Source organism: Halopelagius inordinatus (genome assembly GCF_900113245.1).
Taxonomy (GTDB): Archaea; Halobacteriota; Halobacteria; order Halobacteriales; family Haloferacaceae; genus Halopelagius; species Halopelagius inordinatus.
The window spans coordinates 187,609-206,366 of record NZ_FOOQ01000002.1; the positions used below are offsets into that span (position 1 = coordinate 187,609).

General features: G+C 65.1%; 22 protein-coding genes, 1 tRNA gene and 1 pseudogene. 15 read left to right on the forward strand and 9 right to left on the reverse strand.

Annotated elements, in window-relative coordinates; genetic code table 11:
* Positions 1-42 precede the first annotated feature (42 nt).
* The 3 genes from BM167_RS08660 (at position 43) to BM167_RS08670 (ending at position 2,292) form a co-directional block, all read left to right on the forward strand.
* Positions 43-279, forward strand: coding sequence for an LSM domain-containing protein (locus BM167_RS08660; RefSeq protein ID WP_092891543.1), 237 nt, complete (start codon positions 43-45; stop codon positions 277-279).
* Entirely contained in the window at positions 276-452 is a 177-nt protein-coding gene (locus BM167_RS08665) for a 50S ribosomal protein L37e (RefSeq protein ID WP_092891545.1), read from the forward strand. Before BM167_RS08660 ends, BM167_RS08665 begins: the two co-directional genes overlap by 4 nt.
* Positions 453-690: 238 nt before the next feature.
* Positions 691-2,292: an amidophosphoribosyltransferase gene (locus BM167_RS08670; protein WP_092891547.1), complete on the forward strand. Its 1,602-nt coding sequence runs from the start codon at positions 691-693 to the stop codon at positions 2,290-2,292.
* A 58-nt stretch (positions 2,293-2,350) separates the two neighbouring features.
* Here the strand turns inward: BM167_RS08670 and BM167_RS08675 are convergent, their stop codons facing one another.
* On the reverse strand, positions 2,351-2,758 hold the full coding sequence (locus BM167_RS08675; protein ID WP_092893031.1) for a MoaD/ThiS family protein: 408 nt from the start codon (positions 2,756-2,758) through the stop codon (positions 2,351-2,353).
* Positions 2,759-2,996: 238 nt separating this feature from the next.
* Here BM167_RS08675 and BM167_RS08680 point away from each other — a divergent pair, with 238 nt between their 5' ends.
* A complete protein-coding gene (locus BM167_RS08680) occupies positions 2,997-3,500 on the forward strand; it encodes a YciE/YciF ferroxidase family protein (protein WP_092891549.1) in 504 nt (167 codons plus the stop codon).
* A 52-nt stretch (positions 3,501-3,552) separates the two neighbouring features.
* Here the strand turns inward: BM167_RS08680 and BM167_RS08685 are convergent, their stop codons facing one another.
* Together BM167_RS08685 and BM167_RS08690 are read right to left on the reverse strand one after the other, a co-directional pair.
* Complete coding sequence (locus tag BM167_RS08685) at positions 3,553-4,071, reverse strand: hypothetical protein (RefSeq protein WP_092891551.1); 519 nt, start codon at positions 4,069-4,071, stop codon at positions 3,553-3,555.
* A 59-nt stretch (positions 4,072-4,130) separates the two neighbouring features.
* Entirely contained in the window at positions 4,131-4,691 is a 561-nt protein-coding gene (locus BM167_RS08690) for a DUF420 domain-containing protein (RefSeq protein WP_092891553.1), read from the reverse strand.
* Between the two features lie 151 nt (positions 4,692-4,842).
* Here BM167_RS08690 and BM167_RS08695 point away from each other — a divergent pair.
* From BM167_RS08695 to BM167_RS08725, 7 genes are all read left to right on the forward strand, one after another.
* Positions 4,843-4,927 (forward strand) — tRNA-Leu (locus tag BM167_RS08695).
* 211 nt (positions 4,928-5,138) lie between these two features.
* On the forward strand, positions 5,139-5,660 hold the full coding sequence (locus BM167_RS08700) for a helix-turn-helix domain-containing protein (RefSeq protein ID WP_092891555.1): 522 nt from the start codon (positions 5,139-5,141) through the stop codon (positions 5,658-5,660).
* Between the two features lie 57 nt (positions 5,661-5,717).
* A complete protein-coding gene (locus tag BM167_RS08705; RefSeq protein WP_092891557.1) occupies positions 5,718-6,917 on the forward strand; it encodes an alanyl-tRNA editing protein in 1,200 nt (399 codons plus the stop codon).
* 53 nt (positions 6,918-6,970) lie between these two features.
* Entirely contained in the window at positions 6,971-8,116 is a 1,146-nt protein-coding gene (locus BM167_RS08710) for an acyl-CoA dehydrogenase family protein (protein WP_092891559.1), read from the forward strand.
* Positions 8,117-8,202: 86 nt separating this feature from the next.
* The gene (locus BM167_RS08715) at positions 8,203-8,766 is read left to right on the forward strand and encodes an HAD family hydrolase (protein WP_092891561.1); all 564 of its coding nucleotides are present in this window, start codon (positions 8,203-8,205) and stop codon (positions 8,764-8,766) included.
* Between the two features lie 177 nt (positions 8,767-8,943).
* Positions 8,944-9,294 (forward strand): DUF7969 family protein, encoded by a 351-nt coding sequence (locus tag BM167_RS08720; RefSeq protein ID WP_092891563.1) that lies wholly within the window; start codon positions 8,944-8,946, stop codon positions 9,292-9,294.
* A 69-nt stretch (positions 9,295-9,363) separates the two neighbouring features.
* Positions 9,364-9,729: a hypothetical protein gene (locus tag BM167_RS08725; protein WP_092891565.1), complete on the forward strand. Its 366-nt coding sequence runs from the start codon at positions 9,364-9,366 to the stop codon at positions 9,727-9,729.
* 10 nt (positions 9,730-9,739) lie between these two features.
* Here the strand turns inward: BM167_RS08725 and BM167_RS08730 are convergent, their stop codons facing one another.
* The 3 genes and pseudogenes from BM167_RS08730 to BM167_RS08735 all read right to left on the reverse strand — a co-directional run bounded on the left by BM167_RS08730 (position 9,740) and on the right by BM167_RS08735 (position 13,832).
* On the reverse strand, positions 9,740-12,331 hold the full coding sequence (locus BM167_RS08730; RefSeq protein WP_342708170.1) for an RtcB family protein: 2,592 nt from the start codon (positions 12,329-12,331) through the stop codon (positions 9,740-9,742).
* Positions 12,323-12,643: pseudogene (locus BM167_RS18920) on the reverse strand (RtcB family protein); the annotation flags it as partial. The pseudogene BM167_RS18920 and the gene BM167_RS08730, both read right to left, overlap by 9 nt.
* A 64-nt stretch (positions 12,644-12,707) precedes the next feature.
* Complete coding sequence (locus BM167_RS08735; protein ID WP_092891569.1) at positions 12,708-13,832, reverse strand: DoxX family protein; 1,125 nt, start codon at positions 13,830-13,832, stop codon at positions 12,708-12,710.
* A 132-nt stretch (positions 13,833-13,964) separates the two neighbouring features.
* Here BM167_RS08735 and BM167_RS08740 point away from each other — a divergent pair, with 132 nt between their 5' ends.
* Positions 13,965-14,189, forward strand: coding sequence for a hypothetical protein (locus BM167_RS08740; protein ID WP_092891571.1), 225 nt, complete (start codon positions 13,965-13,967; stop codon positions 14,187-14,189).
* Positions 14,190-14,199: 10 nt separating this feature from the next.
* Here BM167_RS08740 and BM167_RS08745 read toward each other — a convergent pair whose 3' ends face one another.
* The gene (locus BM167_RS08745) at positions 14,200-14,637 is read right to left on the reverse strand and encodes an archease (RefSeq protein WP_092891573.1); all 438 of its coding nucleotides are present in this window, start codon (positions 14,635-14,637) and stop codon (positions 14,200-14,202) included.
* 143 nt (positions 14,638-14,780) lie between these two features.
* On the opposite strand from BM167_RS08745, the gene BM167_RS08750 reads away from it, so the two are divergent.
* The 3 genes from BM167_RS08750 to BM167_RS08760 all read left to right on the forward strand — a co-directional run bounded on the left by BM167_RS08750 (position 14,781) and on the right by BM167_RS08760 (position 17,498).
* Positions 14,781-15,257, forward strand: a complete 477-nt coding sequence (locus BM167_RS08750) for a GNAT family N-acetyltransferase (protein ID WP_092891575.1) — start codon at positions 14,781-14,783, stop codon at positions 15,255-15,257.
* Positions 15,258-15,403: 146 nt separating this feature from the next.
* On the forward strand, positions 15,404-16,372 hold the full coding sequence (locus BM167_RS08755) for a sugar phosphate isomerase/epimerase family protein (RefSeq protein WP_092891577.1): 969 nt from the start codon (positions 15,404-15,406) through the stop codon (positions 16,370-16,372).
* Positions 16,373-16,385: 13 nt separating this feature from the next.
* Positions 16,386-17,498: a Gfo/Idh/MocA family protein gene (locus tag BM167_RS08760; RefSeq protein ID WP_092891579.1), complete on the forward strand. Its 1,113-nt coding sequence runs from the start codon at positions 16,386-16,388 to the stop codon at positions 17,496-17,498.
* A gap of 33 nt (positions 17,499-17,531) precedes the next feature.
* Here BM167_RS08760 and BM167_RS08765 read toward each other — a convergent pair whose 3' ends face one another.
* Both BM167_RS08765 and BM167_RS08770 read right to left on the reverse strand, forming a co-directional pair.
* On the reverse strand, positions 17,532-18,380 hold the full coding sequence (locus BM167_RS08765) for an eIF2B alpha/beta/delta subunit family protein (protein ID WP_092891581.1): 849 nt from the start codon (positions 18,378-18,380) through the stop codon (positions 17,532-17,534).
* Between the two features lie 92 nt (positions 18,381-18,472).
* Complete coding sequence (locus tag BM167_RS08770) at positions 18,473-18,757, reverse strand: DUF5822 domain-containing protein (protein WP_092891583.1); 285 nt, start codon at positions 18,755-18,757, stop codon at positions 18,473-18,475.
* Position 18,758 lies beyond the last annotated feature (1 nt).

Below are 18,758 nucleotides of genomic sequence, written 5' to 3' on the forward strand. Positions count from 1 at the left end.
GGGTTCGGCACATTTAATACCGAAACGGGATGCGTCTGTGTCATGAGCGGACGACCCCTAGACGTGCTCGAGGCTTCTCTGACGGAGCCTGTCACGGTCAATCTCAAGGACGGGAGCGCATACTACGGCACACTCGCCGGGTACGACCAACACATGAACGTCGTTCTCGAACCGCCCGAGGCGGACGAGGAAGACGACGTTCTCGGCGAGATAGAGCTCACCCCGGTCGAAGACACAACGATTATACGCGGCGATAACGTCGTCACAATCAAAGCATGACGGGCGCAGGAACCCCAAGCCAAGGCAAGAAGAACAAGACGACGCACGTGAAGTGCCGTCGCTGCGGCGAGAAGTCCTACCACAGCAGAAAGAAGGTCTGTTCGTCTTGCGGCTTCGGTAAGTCCGCGAAACAGCGCGGCTACGAGTGGCAGTCGAAAGCCGGCGACAACTAACCGGCCCGGACTCTCACTCCGTTCTCACTCTCGACTCTCCTCTCTCAGCGACTGCGTCGTCCGACGTCTTCTTTCCCGTTGTCTCTCACCCCCGGACAGTTCGCGCTCCGCAGACCGCACGCCTCCTCCGTTGTGCCACGGAGTACCTATGCATGGTTGTGGATATCTTCGGGTTGCGGATACGGCAGAGAGTGCACAAGGACGGGTTTTTTACCCTCTGGGCACCCTACCTTCGACTATGCCTGACGGGCGGGACTCCCCGAATCCCACATCCGGACGCGGTGGTCACGCGGACCGACAGACACCGGCCGACCTCTCGGGACCGACCGAGAAGTGCGGCGTCGTCGGCGTCTCTCTCTCCGACCGCGCCGCGTCGCGGCCGTTGTACTACTCCCTGTACGCACTCCAACACCGCGGCCAGGAGTCGGCGGGTATCGTCACTCACGACGGCTTCCAACAGCACAGCCACGTCGAGATGGGACTCGTCGGCGACGCCTTCGACGAGTCGGACCTCGATTCGCTCGCCGGAACGGGCGGCATCGGTCACGTCCGATACCCCACCTCGGGCGGCGTCAACTCCTGTTGTGCCCAGCCTTTCTCGGTCTCCTTCAAGTCGGGGTCGCTCGGACTCGCGCACAACGGCAACCTCGTCAACGCCGACGAACTCCGCGACGAACTGGAGGGACTCGGCCACGCGTTCACCTCGACGGGCGACACGGAGGTCATCGCACACGACTTAGCGCGCAACCTCCTGAACGAGGACCTCGTCCGCGCGGTCAAGCGCACGATGCAACGTATCCACGGGTCGTACTCGCTGACGATCATGCACGACGAGACGGTTCTCGGGGTGCGCGACCCGCAGGGGAACCGACCGCTCTGCATCGGAGAAGTCGAAGACGGCTACGTCCTCGCCTCGGAGTCCGCCGCCATCGACACCCTCGACGGCGAACTCGTCCGCGACGTTCGACCGGGCGAACTCGTCGTCCTCGAACCCGACGGCTCCGGATTCGACTCCTACCAACTCGTCGAAGAGGAGAACACCGCTCACTGCTTTTTCGAGCACGTCTACTTCGCCCGACCGGACTCCGTCATCGACGACACCCTCGTCTACGAGGCGCGCCGCAACCTCGGCCGGAAACTCTGGGAGGAGTCGGGTATCGAGACGGACGTGGTGATGCCGGTTCCCGACTCCGGACGCGCCTTCGCGTCGGGGTACGCCGAGGCGGCCAACGAGACGACGGCGGACGGCGACGAACGCCCCGACGGCGACGTTGACGAGCAACGCTCGTCAGCCAACCAGACGCGGTCTGGTGACGCGGGCGTCGAGTTCGCGGAGGGCCTGATGAAGAACCGATACGTCGGTCGGACGTTCATCATGCCGACGCAGGACGAACGCGAACGCGCGGTCCGACTCAAACTCAACCCGATAAAGAGCACCATCGAAGGTCGCTCCGTCACCATCATCGACGACAGCATCGTCCGCGGCACCACCTCCCGGCAACTCGTCCAACTCGTCCGCGACGCCGGCGCGGAGGAAGTACACGTCCGCATCGGCGCGCCGCCCATCGTCGCGCCCTGTTACATGGGCATCGACATGGCCACCCGCGAGGAACTCATCGCCTCGGACAAGTCCACCGAGGAGATTCGCGAGGACATCGGCGCGGACAGTCTCGCGTACCTCTCTATCGACGCCGTCGCCGACGTGCTCGAACGTTCGCGCGCGGACCTCTGTCTCGGATGCGTCACCGGCGAGTACCCTTACGACATAGACGACGAGGAGACCGACCGGGACGTCTCTCGTCCGACTATCGGAACCGAAGCGACGCCCGCAGACGACTGAGGCCCCGCGACGAACCCGCCCCGACGCGCCTCTCGCCGCCCGAATCCCTCTCGTCGCCTCAACAACAGAAGATAAACGGGTTGACGAGAGCGACGCGGTCACCGTCTTTCAGTTCCGTGTCGAACCCGCGTCGGTTCTCGTTGAATCGCCCGTTGACGAGGATGCGAGCGTACGCTCTCGTCTGTTCGCCGTCCGGGTTCTTGCGGAGCGACCCCCGGACGTCGTCGGCGTCGGCGGGCACCCATCCGGACGCGGTGGCGTCCGCCGTCGTCTCCGCGATGAGGAGTTCTCGAACGTCGTGTTCTTCGAGGAACGCGCCGACGAACTCCCGGAGCGTGTCGCCTTCGAACGCGAACTCCATCCGGGGCGTCCCGAGTGCGTCGCGGATGTGACCGGTGGCGCGCACCTCTACGGTCGTCGTCTCCCGCGGTACCTCCTCCGCCTCGCGTGCTCCACTTTGAGCCATGACCGACGGTACGTCCGCGGGGCGCATCGCCGCGGCGCTAGCTCTCACGTTGTGGGACGCCGACCTGACATGTTCGGCTCGTCGTTGATCTGTTCACGTTTCTCGTGCCGGAGAGACGCCGACGAGACGGGTCGTTTCGCCGACGGGTTCGCCCGATTACCAGAGAGAGTCCGACAGTCAGTATCGCGGCCGGAGCCGTTTATCCGCGTCGCGCGAGCAGGTACCGACGGTGACATCAATGGCTCTCGAAACACCCCGTGACCTGTTCGTTCACAACCTCAAAGAGATGTACTACATCGAGAACCAACTCGTCGATATGTTGGACGAACTCGCGTCCGACACGCCGGACGAGAAACTCGCGAAAGGGTTCGAGTCCCACCGCGAGGAGACGCGACAGCAAGTCGAGCGTCTCGAAGCCGTCTTCCGAGAGATTCACGAGACGCCGGACGCGAGCGGAAGCGGCGCTCTCGACGGGATGAAACAGGACCACGAGGAGTTCAAACGCGAAGTCGCGTCGGACGACCTGAAGACGCCGTACCACCTCGCGGCGGGCATCAAAACCGAGCGAATGGAGATAACGGGCTATCAGAGCCTCATCACGCTCGCGAACGAAATCGACTTCGACGGCGACGTGAAAGGGCCCCTCAAGGAGAACTTGGACGAAGAGAAGGACACCCTGAAGACGCTGACGACGATGCAGAAGGGTTCGAACATCAAGAACGCGATTCAGAACCTCCTGTAGTCCGACTTCGACGCTCCGCTGAATCTCTTTTTCGCGCGCGTCGTCCGCGGCGTTACGCGCCGGATTCGGTCGTGGTCGTCCCCTGACCCTGTATCTGCTCTTCGACGTCCGCTATCGAGACGAGAGCGTTCACGTCGTCGGAGTCGAGAATCCCGAGAATCGCCCCCGCGCCGCCCTCGACGGTGACGACGCCGAACTCGTCGTACGTCTGTCCGGCGGAGACGCCGTCCGTCTCCTCTACGGTCGCAGTCAGCGAGTCCATCGCCTCGCCGACGTACTTCTGTTGAACGCTCGACATCTCTTCTCGCGCCTCCGTCTGGTTCATCTCGCCGCTTTGGACCTCCTCTCGGATGGCGGCTTGTTCCTCCCGCATCGCCTGCTGGTCGACGGCGGCGATTGCGGCGGCGCTGTTTGCACCGCCGTTTGCGCCGCCGCCGGTCTCGGTGCCCTCCTGTACGTTGTCCTGCGTGTCTCCTCCGAACTGGTCGGTACATCCGGCCAAAAGCACGCCGCCGCCGACGGTCACGCCTTCGAGAAACCGCCGCCGGTTCTGCAAAGTCGAGTCGTCCATTCGGGTCGAGGTGACGGCTCCGGAGGAATAACGATTGGCATTCGTCGGCCGCGTTTCTGTCAGTAAACCACGTATAGTAGCGTGTAGACGACGTTCCCGAGGAAAAAGGAGACGAGCCAAAGCGCCGCCGCGATTCGACCGAGCGACCGGTGTCGCGTGTCGTAGATTTCGCTCACGGGACGGGTAACCGCCAACAAGAGCACGTAGTACAGAAGCGGGATACAGACGATAGCCAAGAGGATGTGGACGGCCAGCGTCGGCAGGTAGACGAACTGGTAGACGCTCTCGGGGCCGGGGAACTCCGCTGCGCCCTGTAGGATGATTCGATAGAGGTACAACACGAGGAAGATAGCGAACAGGCCGGCGGAAGTGAGCATGAGCGTCCGGTGTCTGCGGACGTTTCCGCGGCGAATCGAGCGCACGCCGAGGAGAATCGTGCCGATAGCGACGGTGCTGACGGCGGCGTTGACGTGGGGGATGGCGTCTAAGACGCCGTCGGACGCCCCCGGGAGAACCGTCTCCGGAATCGCACCGAGCACCGCCCCGAAGACGAGCGCGAGTGATACCGCCGTCAGGATAGCAGTCAGACCCGGGACGTGATTTCGAACGCCGCGTTCCATACGTAATCGGGCGCCCGCGCGGACAAAACGGTTCCCCTCGAATGCCGGCGTCCGCCCGGAGATGTCGACTGCGAACGCCCGACACTCCGCGCTGGAAAGGAAACTCATTTAAATTACCCCGGACAACGTGGAGTTGCACACGACACAGCGAGCGTGGGTAGCCAAGCCAGGCCAACGGCGCAGCGTTGAGGGCGCTGTCTCGTAGGAGTCCGCCGGTTCAAATCCGGTCCCACGCATCGCACGGCGGCACACCCGCCACACCGATGCAGGTGATTCCCTTCCGGGACATCACCCACGCACAATCCTTCCGACGCTACATCCCGTAGCGTCGGCTTTCGTTCTACGGACGCAGACGACCGGAGACGCGCGTCCGCGTATCGCCCGATACCGGTCGTCCGACGCCGACTCAGCCGCGGTTTTAAAAGCGTAGAGACGATATGACGTGTCATGGCAAAGTACTCCACCGGAGGGGGTGGCGGCGGAGGAGACGGCGACAGTTGCGAACTCTGCGGTCGCACCACCGCCAAACTCCGGCACGCCAACGTCGAGGGCGCCCAGTTGCTCGTCTGCCCCGACTGCGCGCCGCACGACGACAACCGACACAAAGACCAAAAGAAGCGCGACACGTCCTCGCAACGCGACGACGGCGAACCGAACCGTCGCAAGCGGGCGGCCCAACGGACGGCGAAGATGTACGACCAATCGAAGGGCGACTCCTCGCACTGGGAGAAGAAGGGGACGAACTACGAGAAAGACAGACTCCCGTACCTCGTCTCGGGGTACGGCGGCGTCGTCGAGTCGGCGCGCGAGGACGCCGACCTGACCGCGGCGGAACTCGCAGAAGAACTGGACGTCCCGGAGTCCGACATCGCAGCCATCGAGGAGGGCCGTGCGGCACGTGCGAACGTCGGCGGGTCGGTCATCCGCGCCCTCGAAGACCGACTCGACGTGGTCCTCGTCGACGAGTGAGTCGGGGCGGACCGCGACCGGTCACTTTTTTCTCCGACGACCGCTTCACCGAAACCCATGCTAACGCGTGCCCCGGCTGAACCCGACGTTCGTCAGTTCGAGTCCGAAGTCACGGGCGTCGACGGGCGAACCGTCACACTCGAAGAGACGTACTTCTACGCCGAGAGCGGCGGCCAACCGGCCGACAGAGGAACCCTCGGCGGCGTCCCCGTCGCGGACGTCCAAAAGAGCGGAAACGACGTCCGCCACGTCCTCGCGGACGCGCCCGAGTTCGGCGTCGGCGACGAGGTGGCGGGCGTCGTAGACGACGACTTCCGGACTTACTGCATGCGAGCGCACACCGCCAGTCACGTCCTCTACGGCGCAGGCCGCCGACTCCTCGACGAGTTGGGGTACGGCGGGTTCGACATCGGCGAAGAGAAGGTTCGCGTGGACTTCGCCACGACGACAGACATCGACGACGAGGTGTTGGTCGAACTCGAACGACTGGCGAACCGGGCCGTCTGGGACGCCCGAGAGGTGACGTGGGAGGAGGTGCCGGCCGACGAGGCGGCGGCCCGAGACGACGTGGCGTTCAACACGAAGACAGAAGAGGGGGTGATGGCCGACGCGGATACCGTTCGCCTCGTGACGATAGACGAGTGGGACGTGGCCGCCTGCGGCGGGACGCACGTCGCGAACACGCTCGAAATCGGACCCGTAACCGTCGTCGGGCGGTCGAACCCCGGCGAGGGACTCACCCGCGTCGAGTTCGCCGTCGGACCCTCGGGCATCGAACGACGCGCGAACGTCCACGGTGCCGCCCTCGACGCGGCGCGCGAACTCGGGACGGCCGTCGAAGAGGTGGGCGACGCCGCGGCGTCGCTTCGCGCCGAGACGGAGTCGTTAGAGAGCGACCTGCGAGAACTCGAATCGGACCTCCTCGCCGGGCGAATCTCCGAGTTGGAGGCCGTCGAACGCGACGGCGCGACGTGGCGCGTCGGAACCATCGGCGGGTTCGGTCCGAACGACGTCGGCGAGGCGGCGAAAGACGCCGTCGCGGACGGGGAAGACGTGGTCGTCGCGGTGGGCGACGGCGACAGCCCCTTCGTCGTCGTCGCGGCGGCCGAAAACGCCGACGTGGACGCCGGAACAGTCGTCTCGAACGTCACCGACGCCTTCGGCGGCGGCGGGGGCGGCGGGGCCGCGTTCGCGCAGGGCGGCGGACTCGACGCCGACCCCCAGGACGTCGTCTCCCACGTCCGCGAGGAGGAGTAACCCTCCGCCCGCGATTCGATCATCTTTTTCCATGGGAGATACGATTCGGAGGCATGACACTCGCAGACGCCGGTTCGGCGCTCACGGACGAACAACGCGCGGTACGCGACGTGGTGCGTGAGTTCGCAGAGCAGGAGATTCGTCCCACCGCCGCGGCGGCGGACGACGACGAACGGTTCCCCGAAGAGGTGTGGGACGGACTCGCCGAACTCGATCTGACGGGGTTGACGGTTCCGGAGAGGTACGGCGGCGTCGACGCCGACCGAACGACGTACGCCCTCGTCAACGAGGAGGTGGCACACGGTCAACTCGCCGTCGCCACGGCCCTCTCCGTTCACTGTCTGGCCACGTCCTGCATCGCCGAGTTCGGCTCCGAATCGCAGAGGGAACGCTGGCTTCCCGAGATGGCGTCCGGTCGGCCGGTGGGGATGTTCGCGCTCTCGGAACCGCACGCCGGGTCGAACCCGGCGGAGATGTCCACCGTCGCGCGGCGAGAGGGCGACGAGTACGTCCTGAACGGCGAGAAACAGTGGATAACGAACGGCGCGCGCGGCGAGGTGTGCATCGTCTTCGCGAAGACGGACCCCGACGACCCGAACTCGGTCACGCAGTTTCTCGTCCCGAAGGACGCCGGGTTCGAGGTGGGAAAGAAAGAACACAAACTCGGTCTCCGCGCGTCCGACACGACGGGACTTTCCTTCGACGACGTGCGTATCCCCGCGGAGAACCGACTCACCGACGAAGGTGCGGGTCTCTCCGCGGCGTTCCACATCCTCACCGGCGGGCGAATCGGCATCGCCGCGCAGGCGGTCGGACTCGCGCAGGCCGCCCTCGACGAGGCGAAAGCGTACGCGACGGAGAGAGAGCAGTTCGGGAACCCCATCGGCGAGATACAGACGATTCGACACAAGATAGCCGACATGGCGACTGACGTCCACGCCGCGCGTCTTACGGTCCGCGAGGCGGCCAGACTCGACGACGAGGGCGAAGACACGCGCGTGGCCGCCGCGATGGCGAAGTACACCGCCAGCGAGACGGCCGTTGACGTGACCAACGAGGCGGTCCAGATTCACGGCGGATACGGCTACACGACGGATTTCGACGTCGAACGGTTCTACCGCGACGCGAAGATAACGACCATCTACGAGGGCACCTCCGAGATACAAAAGGAGATAATCGCGCGGGGCGTCCTCGATTGACGCGTCGCCGGGACGTCGGAGACCGAGAGTAAGCGCCGTTTCTCGCGGACCGAAGCCGTCTTTCCGGTGCGGATGCAACTCCGAACGTGAATCCGACGAAGACGGACCTCGCGGCGTTCGACGCCGTCGTGTGGGACCTGGACGGGACGCTCGTCCACCTGACGGTCGATTGGGACGACGTGGCGGCCGACGTGACGGAGACGCTCGACGCACACGGCGTAGACGCCGGCGGGATGGACCTCTGGGCGATGTTGGACCTCGCGGACGAGGCGACGGTCCGCGACGAGGTAGAAGCGGTCATCGCAGAGTACGAGTCCGTGGGTGCGCGGGAGTCCGGGCGACTCCCCCACGCGGACGCACTCGGCGCGAACGGCGCGGCAGAGGGCGTCTGCTCGCTCAACTGCGAGGACGCCTGCCGCACCGCACTCGACGTCCACGGCCTCACTGAACACGTCGACGCCGTCGTCGGGCGCGACTCCGTCGCCACCAGAAAACCCGACCCGAAACCGCTGTTGGAGACGATAGACAGAATCGGTGCCGACCCCGACTCGACCGTCTTCGTCGGCGACTCTCTCACCGACGAACAGGCCGCAGACCGCGCGGGCGTCGAGTTCCTGTACGTGGGCGGTCGGCCGTCGTCACTCGGCTGAGTTGGCTTGCAGTCGGCACGTCGTCGCGCCGGCGGCGGTGTGCCGAACAACCGCTCTCGCCGCCGGGTCGAACTCAGCGCACGCGGCGTCTGGCCCCCGCATCGCTGATAAACGTTCGGCGACCGCGGGGCGGGACAGACGCGGGCGTTAAGTCGGTCTGCGCCGTACCTATCTCCGATGAGCTTCCCGGTCAGTTACTACTGCCCGCACTGCGGCGCACTCGTCGAAATCGAACGCGAGGGCTATCTCGCCGACAAGTCCGTCACGCCGTACCCCCTCGTCGGGTGGGAGTACGCCGCGCCCGAAGCGGAGTTCGAAGGCGACGCGGACGGCGTCCAGTTCGTCTGCGGCGAGAGCGACGCCCCCGGCCTGACGTGGACGGGCGAGAGAAGCGAGGCGGACGACGTGGAGAATCCGCACGGCGACTCGCCGTGCGGCCGGGAGTTCTACCTCTCGTTCGTCCGCTACGAGGACGGCAGAGAAGTGGAGTCGGTGCCCGAAAGCGAGTACGTCGACATCGGTCTGTGAATCGCTGCCGCGCCGCCGGATACGAACTGTCACAGTAAGGATATCTCCTGAGCGCGCGTGTAGTAGGGTATGATCCCCTTACAGATCGGTTTCGGACTCGACGACGCGATGTTCCTCGTCCCGTTTTTCGTCCTCGTACTCGCGATGGTGGCGTTGGCGGGCGGGATAACCTACCTCGAACACAGAAAGGAGATGGCCCTCATCGACGCGGGGATGTACGACCCCGAGGCGGCCGACCCGCGCGCGTGGATACTCGGCGGCGGACTCGTCGCCCTCGCTCTCGGCCTCGCGGACGTGACGACCACGCTCCTCGCCGGCGGCGTCCCGCAGGAGGGAGTCGCGGCGACGTTCGTCGGCCTCGCGGCGCTTGCGTACTACTTCTACAAGCGCCGCGTGAGCGAACGACCCGCGCCCGAGTCGGCGACTCGGTCCTGACCCGCGCGACTCAGCCTTTGATGTTGCAGACCGGGAACGTCCGAGCCACCTTGTCGCCGATGCCGAGTTCGTCCGAGACGCGGACCACCTCGTCTACGTCCTTGTAGACGCCGGGTGCCTCCTCGGCCACCGTCGCGCCCGACTGCGCCTTGACGTATATCTTCTCTTGGTCGCGCAGTTCGTTCTGGACCGTCTCGCCCCAGTACTCCTGTTTCGCCTGCGTTCGACTCATCGTCCGGCCCGCGCCGTGGGCGGTGGAACCGAACGTCAGGTCCAAGGAGTTCTCCCCGCCGCGGAGGACGTACGACCCCGCACCCATGCTCCCGGGGATGATGACGGGTTGGCCCACGTCGCGGTACGCGGAGGGAAGTTCCGGTCGGCCCGCCGGGAACGCCCGCGTCGCGCCCTTCCGGTGGACGTACAGTTCCCTCTCTTCTCCGTCCACGTCGTGGACTTCCTTCTTCGCGATGTTGTGGGCCACGTCGTAGAGCAACTCCATCTCCATCTCCTCCCAGTCGCGCCCGAAGACGCGTTCGAACACCTGCCGCGTGCGGTGCATGACGAGTTGGCGGTTCACCCACGCGAAGTTGATGGCGGCGCACATCGCGCCGTAGTACTCCTCGGCCAGTTCGGACCCGGCGGGCGCGGCGGCCAGTTCCTTGTCCGGCAGGTCCGCGAGCAAGTCGCCGTGTTCCTTCTCGATTCGCCGCAAGTAGTCCGAACACACCTGATGGCCGAGTCCGCGCGACCCGCAGTGGATGAGGACGACTATCTGGTCGTCGAACAGGCCGAACGAGTCCGCCACCTCCTCGCGGAACACGTCGGTGACTCGCTGGACTTCGAGAAAGTGGTTTCCCGACCCGAGACTGCCCAACTGGTTTTTCCCGCGGTCTTTGGCTTTCTTCGACACCGCGTCGGCGTCGGCGTCGTGGCGGACGCCCTCGTCCTCGCAGTGGGCCAAGTCGTCTCTCACGGCCCACCCCTCTTCGAGTGCCCAGTCCATCCCGCGTTCGAGGACGCCCTCGACGGCGTCCGTGTCGCCTTGGACGACGCCGCCGCCGCCGAGGCCGGAGGGGACGTTCGCAAAGAGGGACTCGACGAGTTCCTCCTCGCGTCCCTTCACGTCGTCGTAGGTGAGGTTCGTTTTCATCATTCTGACGCCGCAGTTCGATACGACGAACCCGTTCGCGACGAAGTTGTGGGCCTCGTGTTCGACGCCGATGTCGTACACCGTCTTCGTCCCGCGCTCCGTTATCGAGACTATCTCGGACTCGACCGTCATGTCCTCTCTGACCGACGTCGTCTCCGCGAACTCGTCGAAGTCGGGGAACGTTCTCGGTGGACGCGGGCGACCCGTCCGACCGCCGTACAAGCTTCGTTCGACGAATCGGTCGTTCACTTCGTCGAATCGCGTCTTGATATCTTTTGGCGCGACGCCGCCATCAGCGAGCGCCCGCACCTCCTCTGCGATTCGTGCTCTCTCGTCGATGATGCGCTCCTTTCGCGAGAGATACTCGGCCGCGAGTACCGCACGCTTCTGTTTTTCGCGGTTGTAACGGTACCCGATGCGAGTGAAGAAGCGGATGAGGTTCTCCGAGTCGTTCTTCACGCCGAAGCGGAACCGAACGGTCTCTCCGCTCGCCGTCGTCGTTCGCTCCACCTCTTCGAGTCCGTTCGTCCGTACACCGAGCTCGTTCAGGTGGCGCATGAGGTCGCTCATAAACCGTTCGCCGGCGTCGTACTCGTTGGCGAGTCGGTTGTGCGAGACGGACGGACAGTACAGATTCTTCGCCGTCATCGCCGCGGGAGCACTCATCTCCGCGCCGAAGAACGCCGACAGGTAGAGCGCCTTCTGCCAGTCCGCAACGCGGTCGAGATAGTCCGGGACACCGAAGGCGGACTCGACCTTCTTTCCCGCCGGTGCGCCGAGCTTAGTTAGCAGGAGTCGGAACCCGTTCGCGGTCGCACGAACGCTGTACTCGGTCCGTTCGAACTCGTTTCCGTCGATTTCGTGTTTCCGCTCTCGTTCGTAGATGCGAGACGGTGTGTACCCGACCGCCTCGATGTCCTCTCGAATCGATTTCAAGTCCCCGGGGTCGCCGTAAAACCACGACTGCTCCCGACTGAACGACCCGTCTCCCGTATGATGACCGACGAGCTTCAGGAGTCGGTTAAACGCGTCGTCGGTCGATTTCAGCGGGAGGAGACCGCGCTCTCGGAGTCCTCGCACGAGTTGCGGGTTTTCGTCGGCAAAGTCGTCTTCGTCAAGGACGGTGAACTCCGGCGGTTCTTCGTCTTCGATTCCGACGAACGGGTGTCTGAAGACCGCATCACCGGGACCGAGGTCACCGAGTTCGACCATCCCGTTCGGCGTCGAGAACGGATGGTCTGCCGTCGCTTCGATAGTCTCTCCCACCGTCGTCTCTACCTCGTGAACCGTCCGATCGTCCGTCTCGGTGTAGAGGCGGATTCGAGAGTCGCGCTCTCCCTCGTCGGTCGCGACAACCGCGTCTTGCTCGTCGAAGTCGCGCCAGAGGTTGCGTATTTTACGTCGTCTTCCGAAAGAGAGGAGAACCTCGCTGTCACCCGAGAGGCAGTTGATGTCGTAGCCGACGCTTCCGGGCGAGATACAGCCGGTCTCTACGTCCGTCGCGCCGACGCCGCCGACGGGGAAGCCGTAGCCTTGGTGTCCGTCGGGCATGCAGAGAGCGTGCTTTGCGATACCGGGCAGGTGCGTCGCGTTGCGCAACTGCTGGAGCGTCTTGTCGCCCCCTATCTGTTCGAGGAGTTCTTCGCTCGCGAGGACGCGCGCTGGAACGCGCATATCACCCTCTCGGGGAATCTCCCACACGTAGTCGCGCACGCGTTCGAGTCGGATACCGTCGAACTCTCGCACGTCGGCGTCGTCTGTCATACGTGGACAGTCGGTCGGCCGCCACGAAAGGATTCCGTCACGAGGACCGCTCCGAAACTCGCTCTCAGGTGTCGGTCCGCGGGCGTCGCGTCGTCGTCGCGGCGGCGTCACTGTCGCGCCGCGCGGCCCAGTACCGGAGCCACTCGTCCACCGAGAACGGTCCCGCACCCGTCACGAGAAGCGCCGAGACGAGGCCGAACAGCGTGACGTGCGCCAAGACGGGGTCGTCGGGCAGTCCGAAGAGCGTCGTCGTGAAGAGGGCGAAGGCCGTCAGCGACGCGGCGCGGGTGAACGCGCCGGCGACGAGGAGGACGCCCACGAGCGCTTCGGTTAGTCCCGCGCCGACGACCCACAGTTCGGCCGAGACGGGGACGACGGCGGTGAGGTTGTACTTGGCGACGACCGAAAGCGCCTCGCCGGGGTTCATTATCTTCTGTGCGACGCCGAGGTAGACGAACGAGATACCGACGCCGACGCGAAGGACGAGGGGAACGAGCGACGCGAACGGTTGGACGCGCTTTACGAACGGCACCGCGACGGCGCGGTAGAACGGGTCGATTCGCGAGTACACCGTCCCGTCGTCCGCCGCCATCCGCGAGACGGCGTGGTCTGCGCTCGGACGCCCGCCGCCCGTGAGTGCGATGGCCAGAAAGCCCGGCACGTACTCGACTGCGAGAAACAGCGCCGGTTCGAAAGCCAGTCCGACGAGGTACGAGACGAGGCCGACGGTGGCGACGATGCGCGTCCCGAACCCGAACAGGAGGAGAAAGCCGACGGTGACGCCGAACAGTCGCACGAACGTCGGCGCGGCGGGTTGGACGACGGGCGAGAAGAAGTAGCCCGCAAAGCCCGCGCCGACCAGCGGAAGGCCCATGCTCAGGCGGAGCAGCCACGGCAACAGGTCCCGGTAGCTCTCCATCGTCTCGCGGAACACCGTCACGTCCCGTCGCGCCGGGCGGACGGCCAGATAGCCGACGAGGAGGGCGACAACGGACGCCGCCCCGCCGAGGAGGACGGCCAGATTCAACGGGTCCGAGAGGGCGTTCGCGAGGAACTCGGCGACGGCGATAGGGTCGCTTCCGGGCGTGACGTACTTCACGTGTGCGCTCGCGCGCCCGGCGAACGCGAGGAGAACGACCGATGCGAGGAGCGACGCTCCCCCCCGTCGGACCGACTGTCCGTATCTCATACGAGAGTCTTACGGCCGACCGCTGGTAAGACTCTCGGCTCGTTCGGAAGCCGCAGACGGTACGAGAGGAGACGCTCGCGCCCGTTTACGAGGCGCAGTAACGTTTAGTATCTGTCACGAGGACGATGGCGCATGGTCATCTCGCCCGAATCCCTCTGGAACGAACTGACGGCTCTCCTCGTCGAAGAGCGCCGAGATGCCGTCGTGTACGCCGACGCCGGAGAGACGGTGCTCCACAGAGGAGACGTTCGCGTCCTCGCGAACGGGTGGGTCGAACTCCCGAGCGGTCGTCTCATCTCCCCGCAGGCGGTACACCACATCGAGACGTACCACGAACAGGAGTCACGCAGGCGGTGAGTCAGCCCGGTCACACGTCGAGGACGACGTACGCGCGCCACCCGTCGTCCGTCTCCGCGACGGCCATCTCGGAGTAGGTCACCGCCTTTATCTCCCGGGCGTCCACCGCCGAGAGCGGAATTCCGCGCGCGGACCCTTCGAGCCTCCACGCCTCGTCGTCGCAGCGTTCCGCCCCGTCGTCGGGCCCGCGAACCGCCGCGGCGTTGTCCGCGGGGAGGACGCCTCGAACGTCCCGTTCGTAGATGAGTTGGTCGAGGTAGTCGAACAACAGGGCTTCGACGCCCTCCGCCCGCACCGCGACGTCGAATCGTTCGCCGCCCGTCTCCGGGATGGAGTCGCATCCGGCCGCGGCGAGTCCGTCCGCGACGGCGGCGAACACCCCCGAGAGGTCCGACGCCGTCGCCTCGACGGCCACGTCGGCCGTGTGGTCTCGGAGTTCGAAGCTCATACAGACGGCTCTCTCTCGCCCCGCCGTCTGTCTTCCGGTCCGACGCCGTCGGGGCCGTCAGAGCGAGCGATACGGGGCGCCCGCGGCCGCGATATCGCCACGACGACGGTGGAGTTATATTCGTCACCCCACTATCCGTGTGCGTGAGTGTCAACGTTCAAAAGCGGGTAGACGGGCCGGGTTCCGAAGAGTACGCCGACCAGGCGTGGGAGCTGAAAGAGCGAATCCGCGGCGAGGAGGGCGTCCTGAAGCAGCGACGGCGGTTCTTCGCGGACGCGTACCGTCGCTCGAAGACGCATCTTCTCTTCTTGGAGGAGGACCTCATCGCCTTCGCGTCCGCGCGGCGCGACGGCTACATACTCTTTCTCGCCGTCGCGCCCGAGGCGCGCGGCGAGGGACTCGGAAAGCGACTCGTCGCCGAAGTCGCGAACGACCACGGCTCCGTCTCCTGTCACGCCCGAACGACCAACGAGGAGGCGCTATCGTTCTACAAGCACATCGGGTTCGAGGTGGAGCGAGAAATCACGAGTTACTACGAGGACGGCGGCAACGCGTACTATCTCCGACTCGGGGAGAAGTCGGGGCTCCGCGAGAAGTTCTCCGACCTGTTGAGACGGTGAGCGGAGGCCGTTCGCGCACGCCCGACACCCGCTTTCGTTGACACCGACGGACCCACTCACCCGGCCGTTGCGGCCCGCGTCGCCGACATCCTGTCTTTACTACGTATCTCATAAACTTTTATTCAAACGCTCTCTGTACGTCGGGTATGTACATCGGCGTACTCACCGTTCCGCTCGGAGGCGAATCGCTCCCCGACGCTCTGTCGTATCTCGACGATATCGGCGTCGAGGGCGTCGAACTCGGCGTCGGAGGACACCCCGGCGAAGCGCACGTCGACCGGCAGGAGATGCTGGACGACGACGGCGCACAGGAGGAACTCCGCGAGACACTCGACGAACACGACATGCAGGTCAGCGCTCTCGCGACGCACAACAACCCCCTCCACCCCGACGACGACACCGCAGAGGAGGCGGACACCGAACTGCGCGAGGCGATTCGACTCGCCGCGCAACTGGACGTGAACACGGTCACCTGCTTTTCGGGGCTTCCGGCGGGCGGCCCGAACGACGAGGTGCCGAACTGGATTACCGCCCCGTGGCCGACCGAACACGCGGATGCGCACGACTACCAGTGGGAGGTTGCCGTCGACTACTGGTCCGAACTCGCCGAGTTCGCCGACGAGCAGGGCGTCGATATCGCGATCGAGATGCACCCGAACATGCTCGTCTACGAACCGACGGGGATGCTCGAACTCCGCGAGGCGACGAACGACAGAATCGGCGCGAACTTCGACCCCTCGCATCTCTACTGGCAGGGCATCGAGGTGACGGACGCGATTCGCTTCCTCGGCGAACGCGACGCCATTCACCACTTCCACGCCAAGGACACGAAGGTGTACGAGCCGAAGTCGCGCGTCAAGGGCGTCCTCGACACCACGGACTACACGGACGAACCCGAGCGCTCGTGGCTGTTCCGTTCGATCGGATACGGCCACGACGAAGGCCACTGGAAGGACGTCGTCTCGACCCTCCGGATGGTCGGCTACGAGGGCGCTCTCTCCATCGAACACGAGGACTCTTTGACCTCTTCGACGGAGGGGTTAGAGAAGGCAGTCGACGTGTTGGACCGCGCCGTCTTCGAGACGCAACCGGGCGACGCCTACTGGGCGGAGTGAGGAGGATAGACAGATGACACTCGACATCGGAATGTTGGGGTATCGCTTCATGGGGCAGGCGCACTCGAACGCGATTGCGCGACTGCCGATGTTCTTCCCGGACGCGCCCGACGTCAACCGACACACTCTCGTCGGGCGCGACGAGGAGGCACTCGCCGACGCCGCAGATCGGTTCGGCTTCGAGAACACCGCCACCGACTGGGCGGACGCCGTAGACGAGGTGGACGTGTTCTACAACCTCGGGCCGAACCACCTCCACGCCGAACCCTCCATCGCCGCCCTCGACGCGGGCGTCCCGGTGTTCTGTGAGAAACCGCTCGCGCCGACGCTCGAAGAGGCCGAACCGATGCGCGACGCCGCGGCGGACGCCGACGTGCCCGCCGGATGCGCGTTCAACTACCGGTTCGTCCCCGCGATTCGGTACGCGAAAGGTCTCATCGAGGACGGCAAACTCGGCGAGATTCACCACGTCCGCGGGCGCTACCTCCAAGACTGGCTCGTTGACCCCGACGCGCCGTGGGCGTGGCGGATGGACGAGGAACTGGCCGGAAGCGGCGCACTCGGCGACTTGGGCGCACACACCATCGACCTCGTTTCCTTCCTCGTCGGTAGCGTCGCGGGCGACATCGACCGCATCTCCGGGCATCTCCAGACGTTCGTGGAGGAACGCCCCGTCCCCGACACGGGCGAGACGAAGCCGGTGACCGTAGACGACGCCTACACCGCGCAGGCCGAGTTCGAAAACGGCGCGATGGGCTCGTTCGAGGCGTCGAGGTTCGCGAACGGACACAAAAACGACCACACGATAGAGATACAGGGGTCCGAGGGGAGCCTGAAGTTTTCCTTGGAACGGCTGAACGAACTGGAGTACAAAGGTTCGGACCACCGAGGGTACGAGACGATTCTGGTGACAGACGAGTCCGACCCCTATCTCGACCACTGGTGGCCGCCGGGTCACGTCCTCGGGTGGGAACACACCTTCGTCCACGAGAACTACGAGTTCCTCTCTGCGGTGGCCGACGGCGGCGAGTTCCACCCGTCGTTCGAGGACGCCTACGAGGTACAGGAGATTCTCGACGCGATAGAGCGGTCGGACGAAACTGGCGAGTGGGTCGCTCTCGGCTGAGTTCGAGAGCGACATCCGCGAGGCAGTTTCGCCTTACTGCGGTTCGACGCCGGAGTCGGTGACGACTTCGTCGACGAGTTCCATTGGCGTGGCGTCGTAGGCGGGGTTCTCGATTTCGACGTTCTCCAACGGCTCCAACGACACCTCGGCCGACGAGCGGTGTTCGTTCTCGAAGGCGAACCCGTCGTCGACTAGCTTCGCGCCGGAGCCGACGACGACGACGGGAACGTCGAGTCTGGCGGCCGTCGCGGCGATGGGGAACGTGCCGACGCGGTTGTACAGAGTGTCGTCTACGATGCAGTCCATCCCGATGACGACACGGTCGCACTCTCCTAACACCATTCCGACTGCGCCGTCGACGAGCAGGTGCGTCTCCACGCTGTCGATGGCGGCGAGCGTTCTGGCTGTCTTTCGGCCGAGAAACCGCGGGCGCGCCTCGGTGACGTACGCGGTCAGGTCCATCCCCTCGGCGGCGGCGAGTTCGACGGCTTCCAACACCGTCGAAGAGTAGTCGTGGGTGAGAAACACGTCGCCGTCTTCGAACATCTCGACGGCGTTCTCTGCGGCGCGAGATTTCCCGTGGTCGACGTCCTCGACGACGCGTTCGATTATCTCCTCGGTGAGAGACTTCGACTCCGCGACGGTGTCGGCGCGTCCGACGACGTTCCGGAGGATGCCCTGCATCGCGTTGTACAGCGACGCGTGCGACGGGTTCGCCCGCCGGAGTGCGCTCGCGTTACGCTCTAAGTCGCGTTCGAAGTCCTCGACCGTCGCGTGGTCACGGTCGAGCAGTTCCCGCAACGACCGTGCTGCCTTGATGGCGACGACCGAGGAACTGTGCGTCTGCATCTCCCGGATTTCCTCTATCGTCTCGTCTATCATACGTTGACCTCATCAAGACGCGTCAAAGGCCTTCCGGGAATGCGGAGCAGTCGCAGTTCGGACGCGGCGTCCGGGCCGTCCGCGCCGCCCGGTCAGTCGCCGTCGGTCCCGCTCTCGGCGACGCTATCTGGGTCGGTGCCGCCGTCTCCGGCGTCGGTTCGCTTCGCGTACGCGAAGACGGCGACGGCGGTGAGAAACCAGATGATGGCTCCGACTCTGACGGCGAAACTGACGCGCGCTTCCCACGTCGAAAGCGTCACGCCCGTCGAGAGAACCGCGACGATGGGCGCGCCGACGAGGATGGTGACCACGAACGTCGTCTGCATCACCCATCCGTAATCGACGCCCTCGGGGTTCGTCCGTTCGACCGGTTGCACG

Excerpts from the sequence above, each read along its gene's own strand:
- BM167_RS08660 (WP_092891543.1), top strand. The coding sequence starts at position 43 with ATGAGCGGACGACCCCTAGACGTGCTCGAGGCTTCTCTGACGGAGCCT.
- BM167_RS08665 (WP_092891545.1), top strand. The coding sequence starts at position 276 with ATGACGGGCGCAGGAACCCCAAGCCAAGGCAAGAAGAACAAGACGACG.
- BM167_RS08670 (WP_092891547.1), top strand. The coding sequence starts at position 691 with ATGCCTGACGGGCGGGACTCCCCGAATCCCACATCCGGACGCGGTGGT.
- BM167_RS08675 (WP_092893031.1), bottom strand. The coding sequence starts at position 2,758 with ATGGCTCAAAGTGGAGCACGCGAGGCGGAGGAGGTACCGCGGGAGACG.
- BM167_RS08680 (WP_092891549.1), top strand. The coding sequence starts at position 2,997 with ATGGCTCTCGAAACACCCCGTGACCTGTTCGTTCACAACCTCAAAGAG.
- BM167_RS08685 (WP_092891551.1), bottom strand. The coding sequence starts at position 4,071 with ATGGACGACTCGACTTTGCAGAACCGGCGGCGGTTTCTCGAAGGCGTG.
- BM167_RS08690 (WP_092891553.1), bottom strand. The coding sequence starts at position 4,691 with ATGGAACGCGGCGTTCGAAATCACGTCCCGGGTCTGACTGCTATCCTG.
- BM167_RS08700 (WP_092891555.1), top strand. The coding sequence starts at position 5,139 with ATGGCAAAGTACTCCACCGGAGGGGGTGGCGGCGGAGGAGACGGCGAC.
- BM167_RS08705 (WP_092891557.1), top strand. The coding sequence starts at position 5,718 with ATGCTAACGCGTGCCCCGGCTGAACCCGACGTTCGTCAGTTCGAGTCC.
- BM167_RS08710 (WP_092891559.1), top strand. The coding sequence starts at position 6,971 with ATGACACTCGCAGACGCCGGTTCGGCGCTCACGGACGAACAACGCGCG.
- BM167_RS08720 (WP_092891563.1), top strand. The coding sequence starts at position 8,944 with ATGAGCTTCCCGGTCAGTTACTACTGCCCGCACTGCGGCGCACTCGTC.
- BM167_RS08725 (WP_092891565.1), top strand. The coding sequence starts at position 9,364 with ATGATCCCCTTACAGATCGGTTTCGGACTCGACGACGCGATGTTCCTC.
- BM167_RS08735 (WP_092891569.1), bottom strand. The coding sequence starts at position 13,832 with ATGAGATACGGACAGTCGGTCCGACGGGGGGGAGCGTCGCTCCTCGCA.
- BM167_RS08740 (WP_092891571.1), top strand. The coding sequence starts at position 13,965 with ATGGTCATCTCGCCCGAATCCCTCTGGAACGAACTGACGGCTCTCCTC.
- BM167_RS08745 (WP_092891573.1), bottom strand. The coding sequence starts at position 14,637 with ATGAGCTTCGAACTCCGAGACCACACGGCCGACGTGGCCGTCGAGGCG.
- BM167_RS08755 (WP_092891577.1), top strand. The coding sequence starts at position 15,404 with ATGTACATCGGCGTACTCACCGTTCCGCTCGGAGGCGAATCGCTCCCC.
- BM167_RS08760 (WP_092891579.1), top strand. The coding sequence starts at position 16,386 with ATGACACTCGACATCGGAATGTTGGGGTATCGCTTCATGGGGCAGGCG.
- BM167_RS08765 (WP_092891581.1), bottom strand. The coding sequence starts at position 18,380 with ATGATAGACGAGACGATAGAGGAAATCCGGGAGATGCAGACGCACAGT.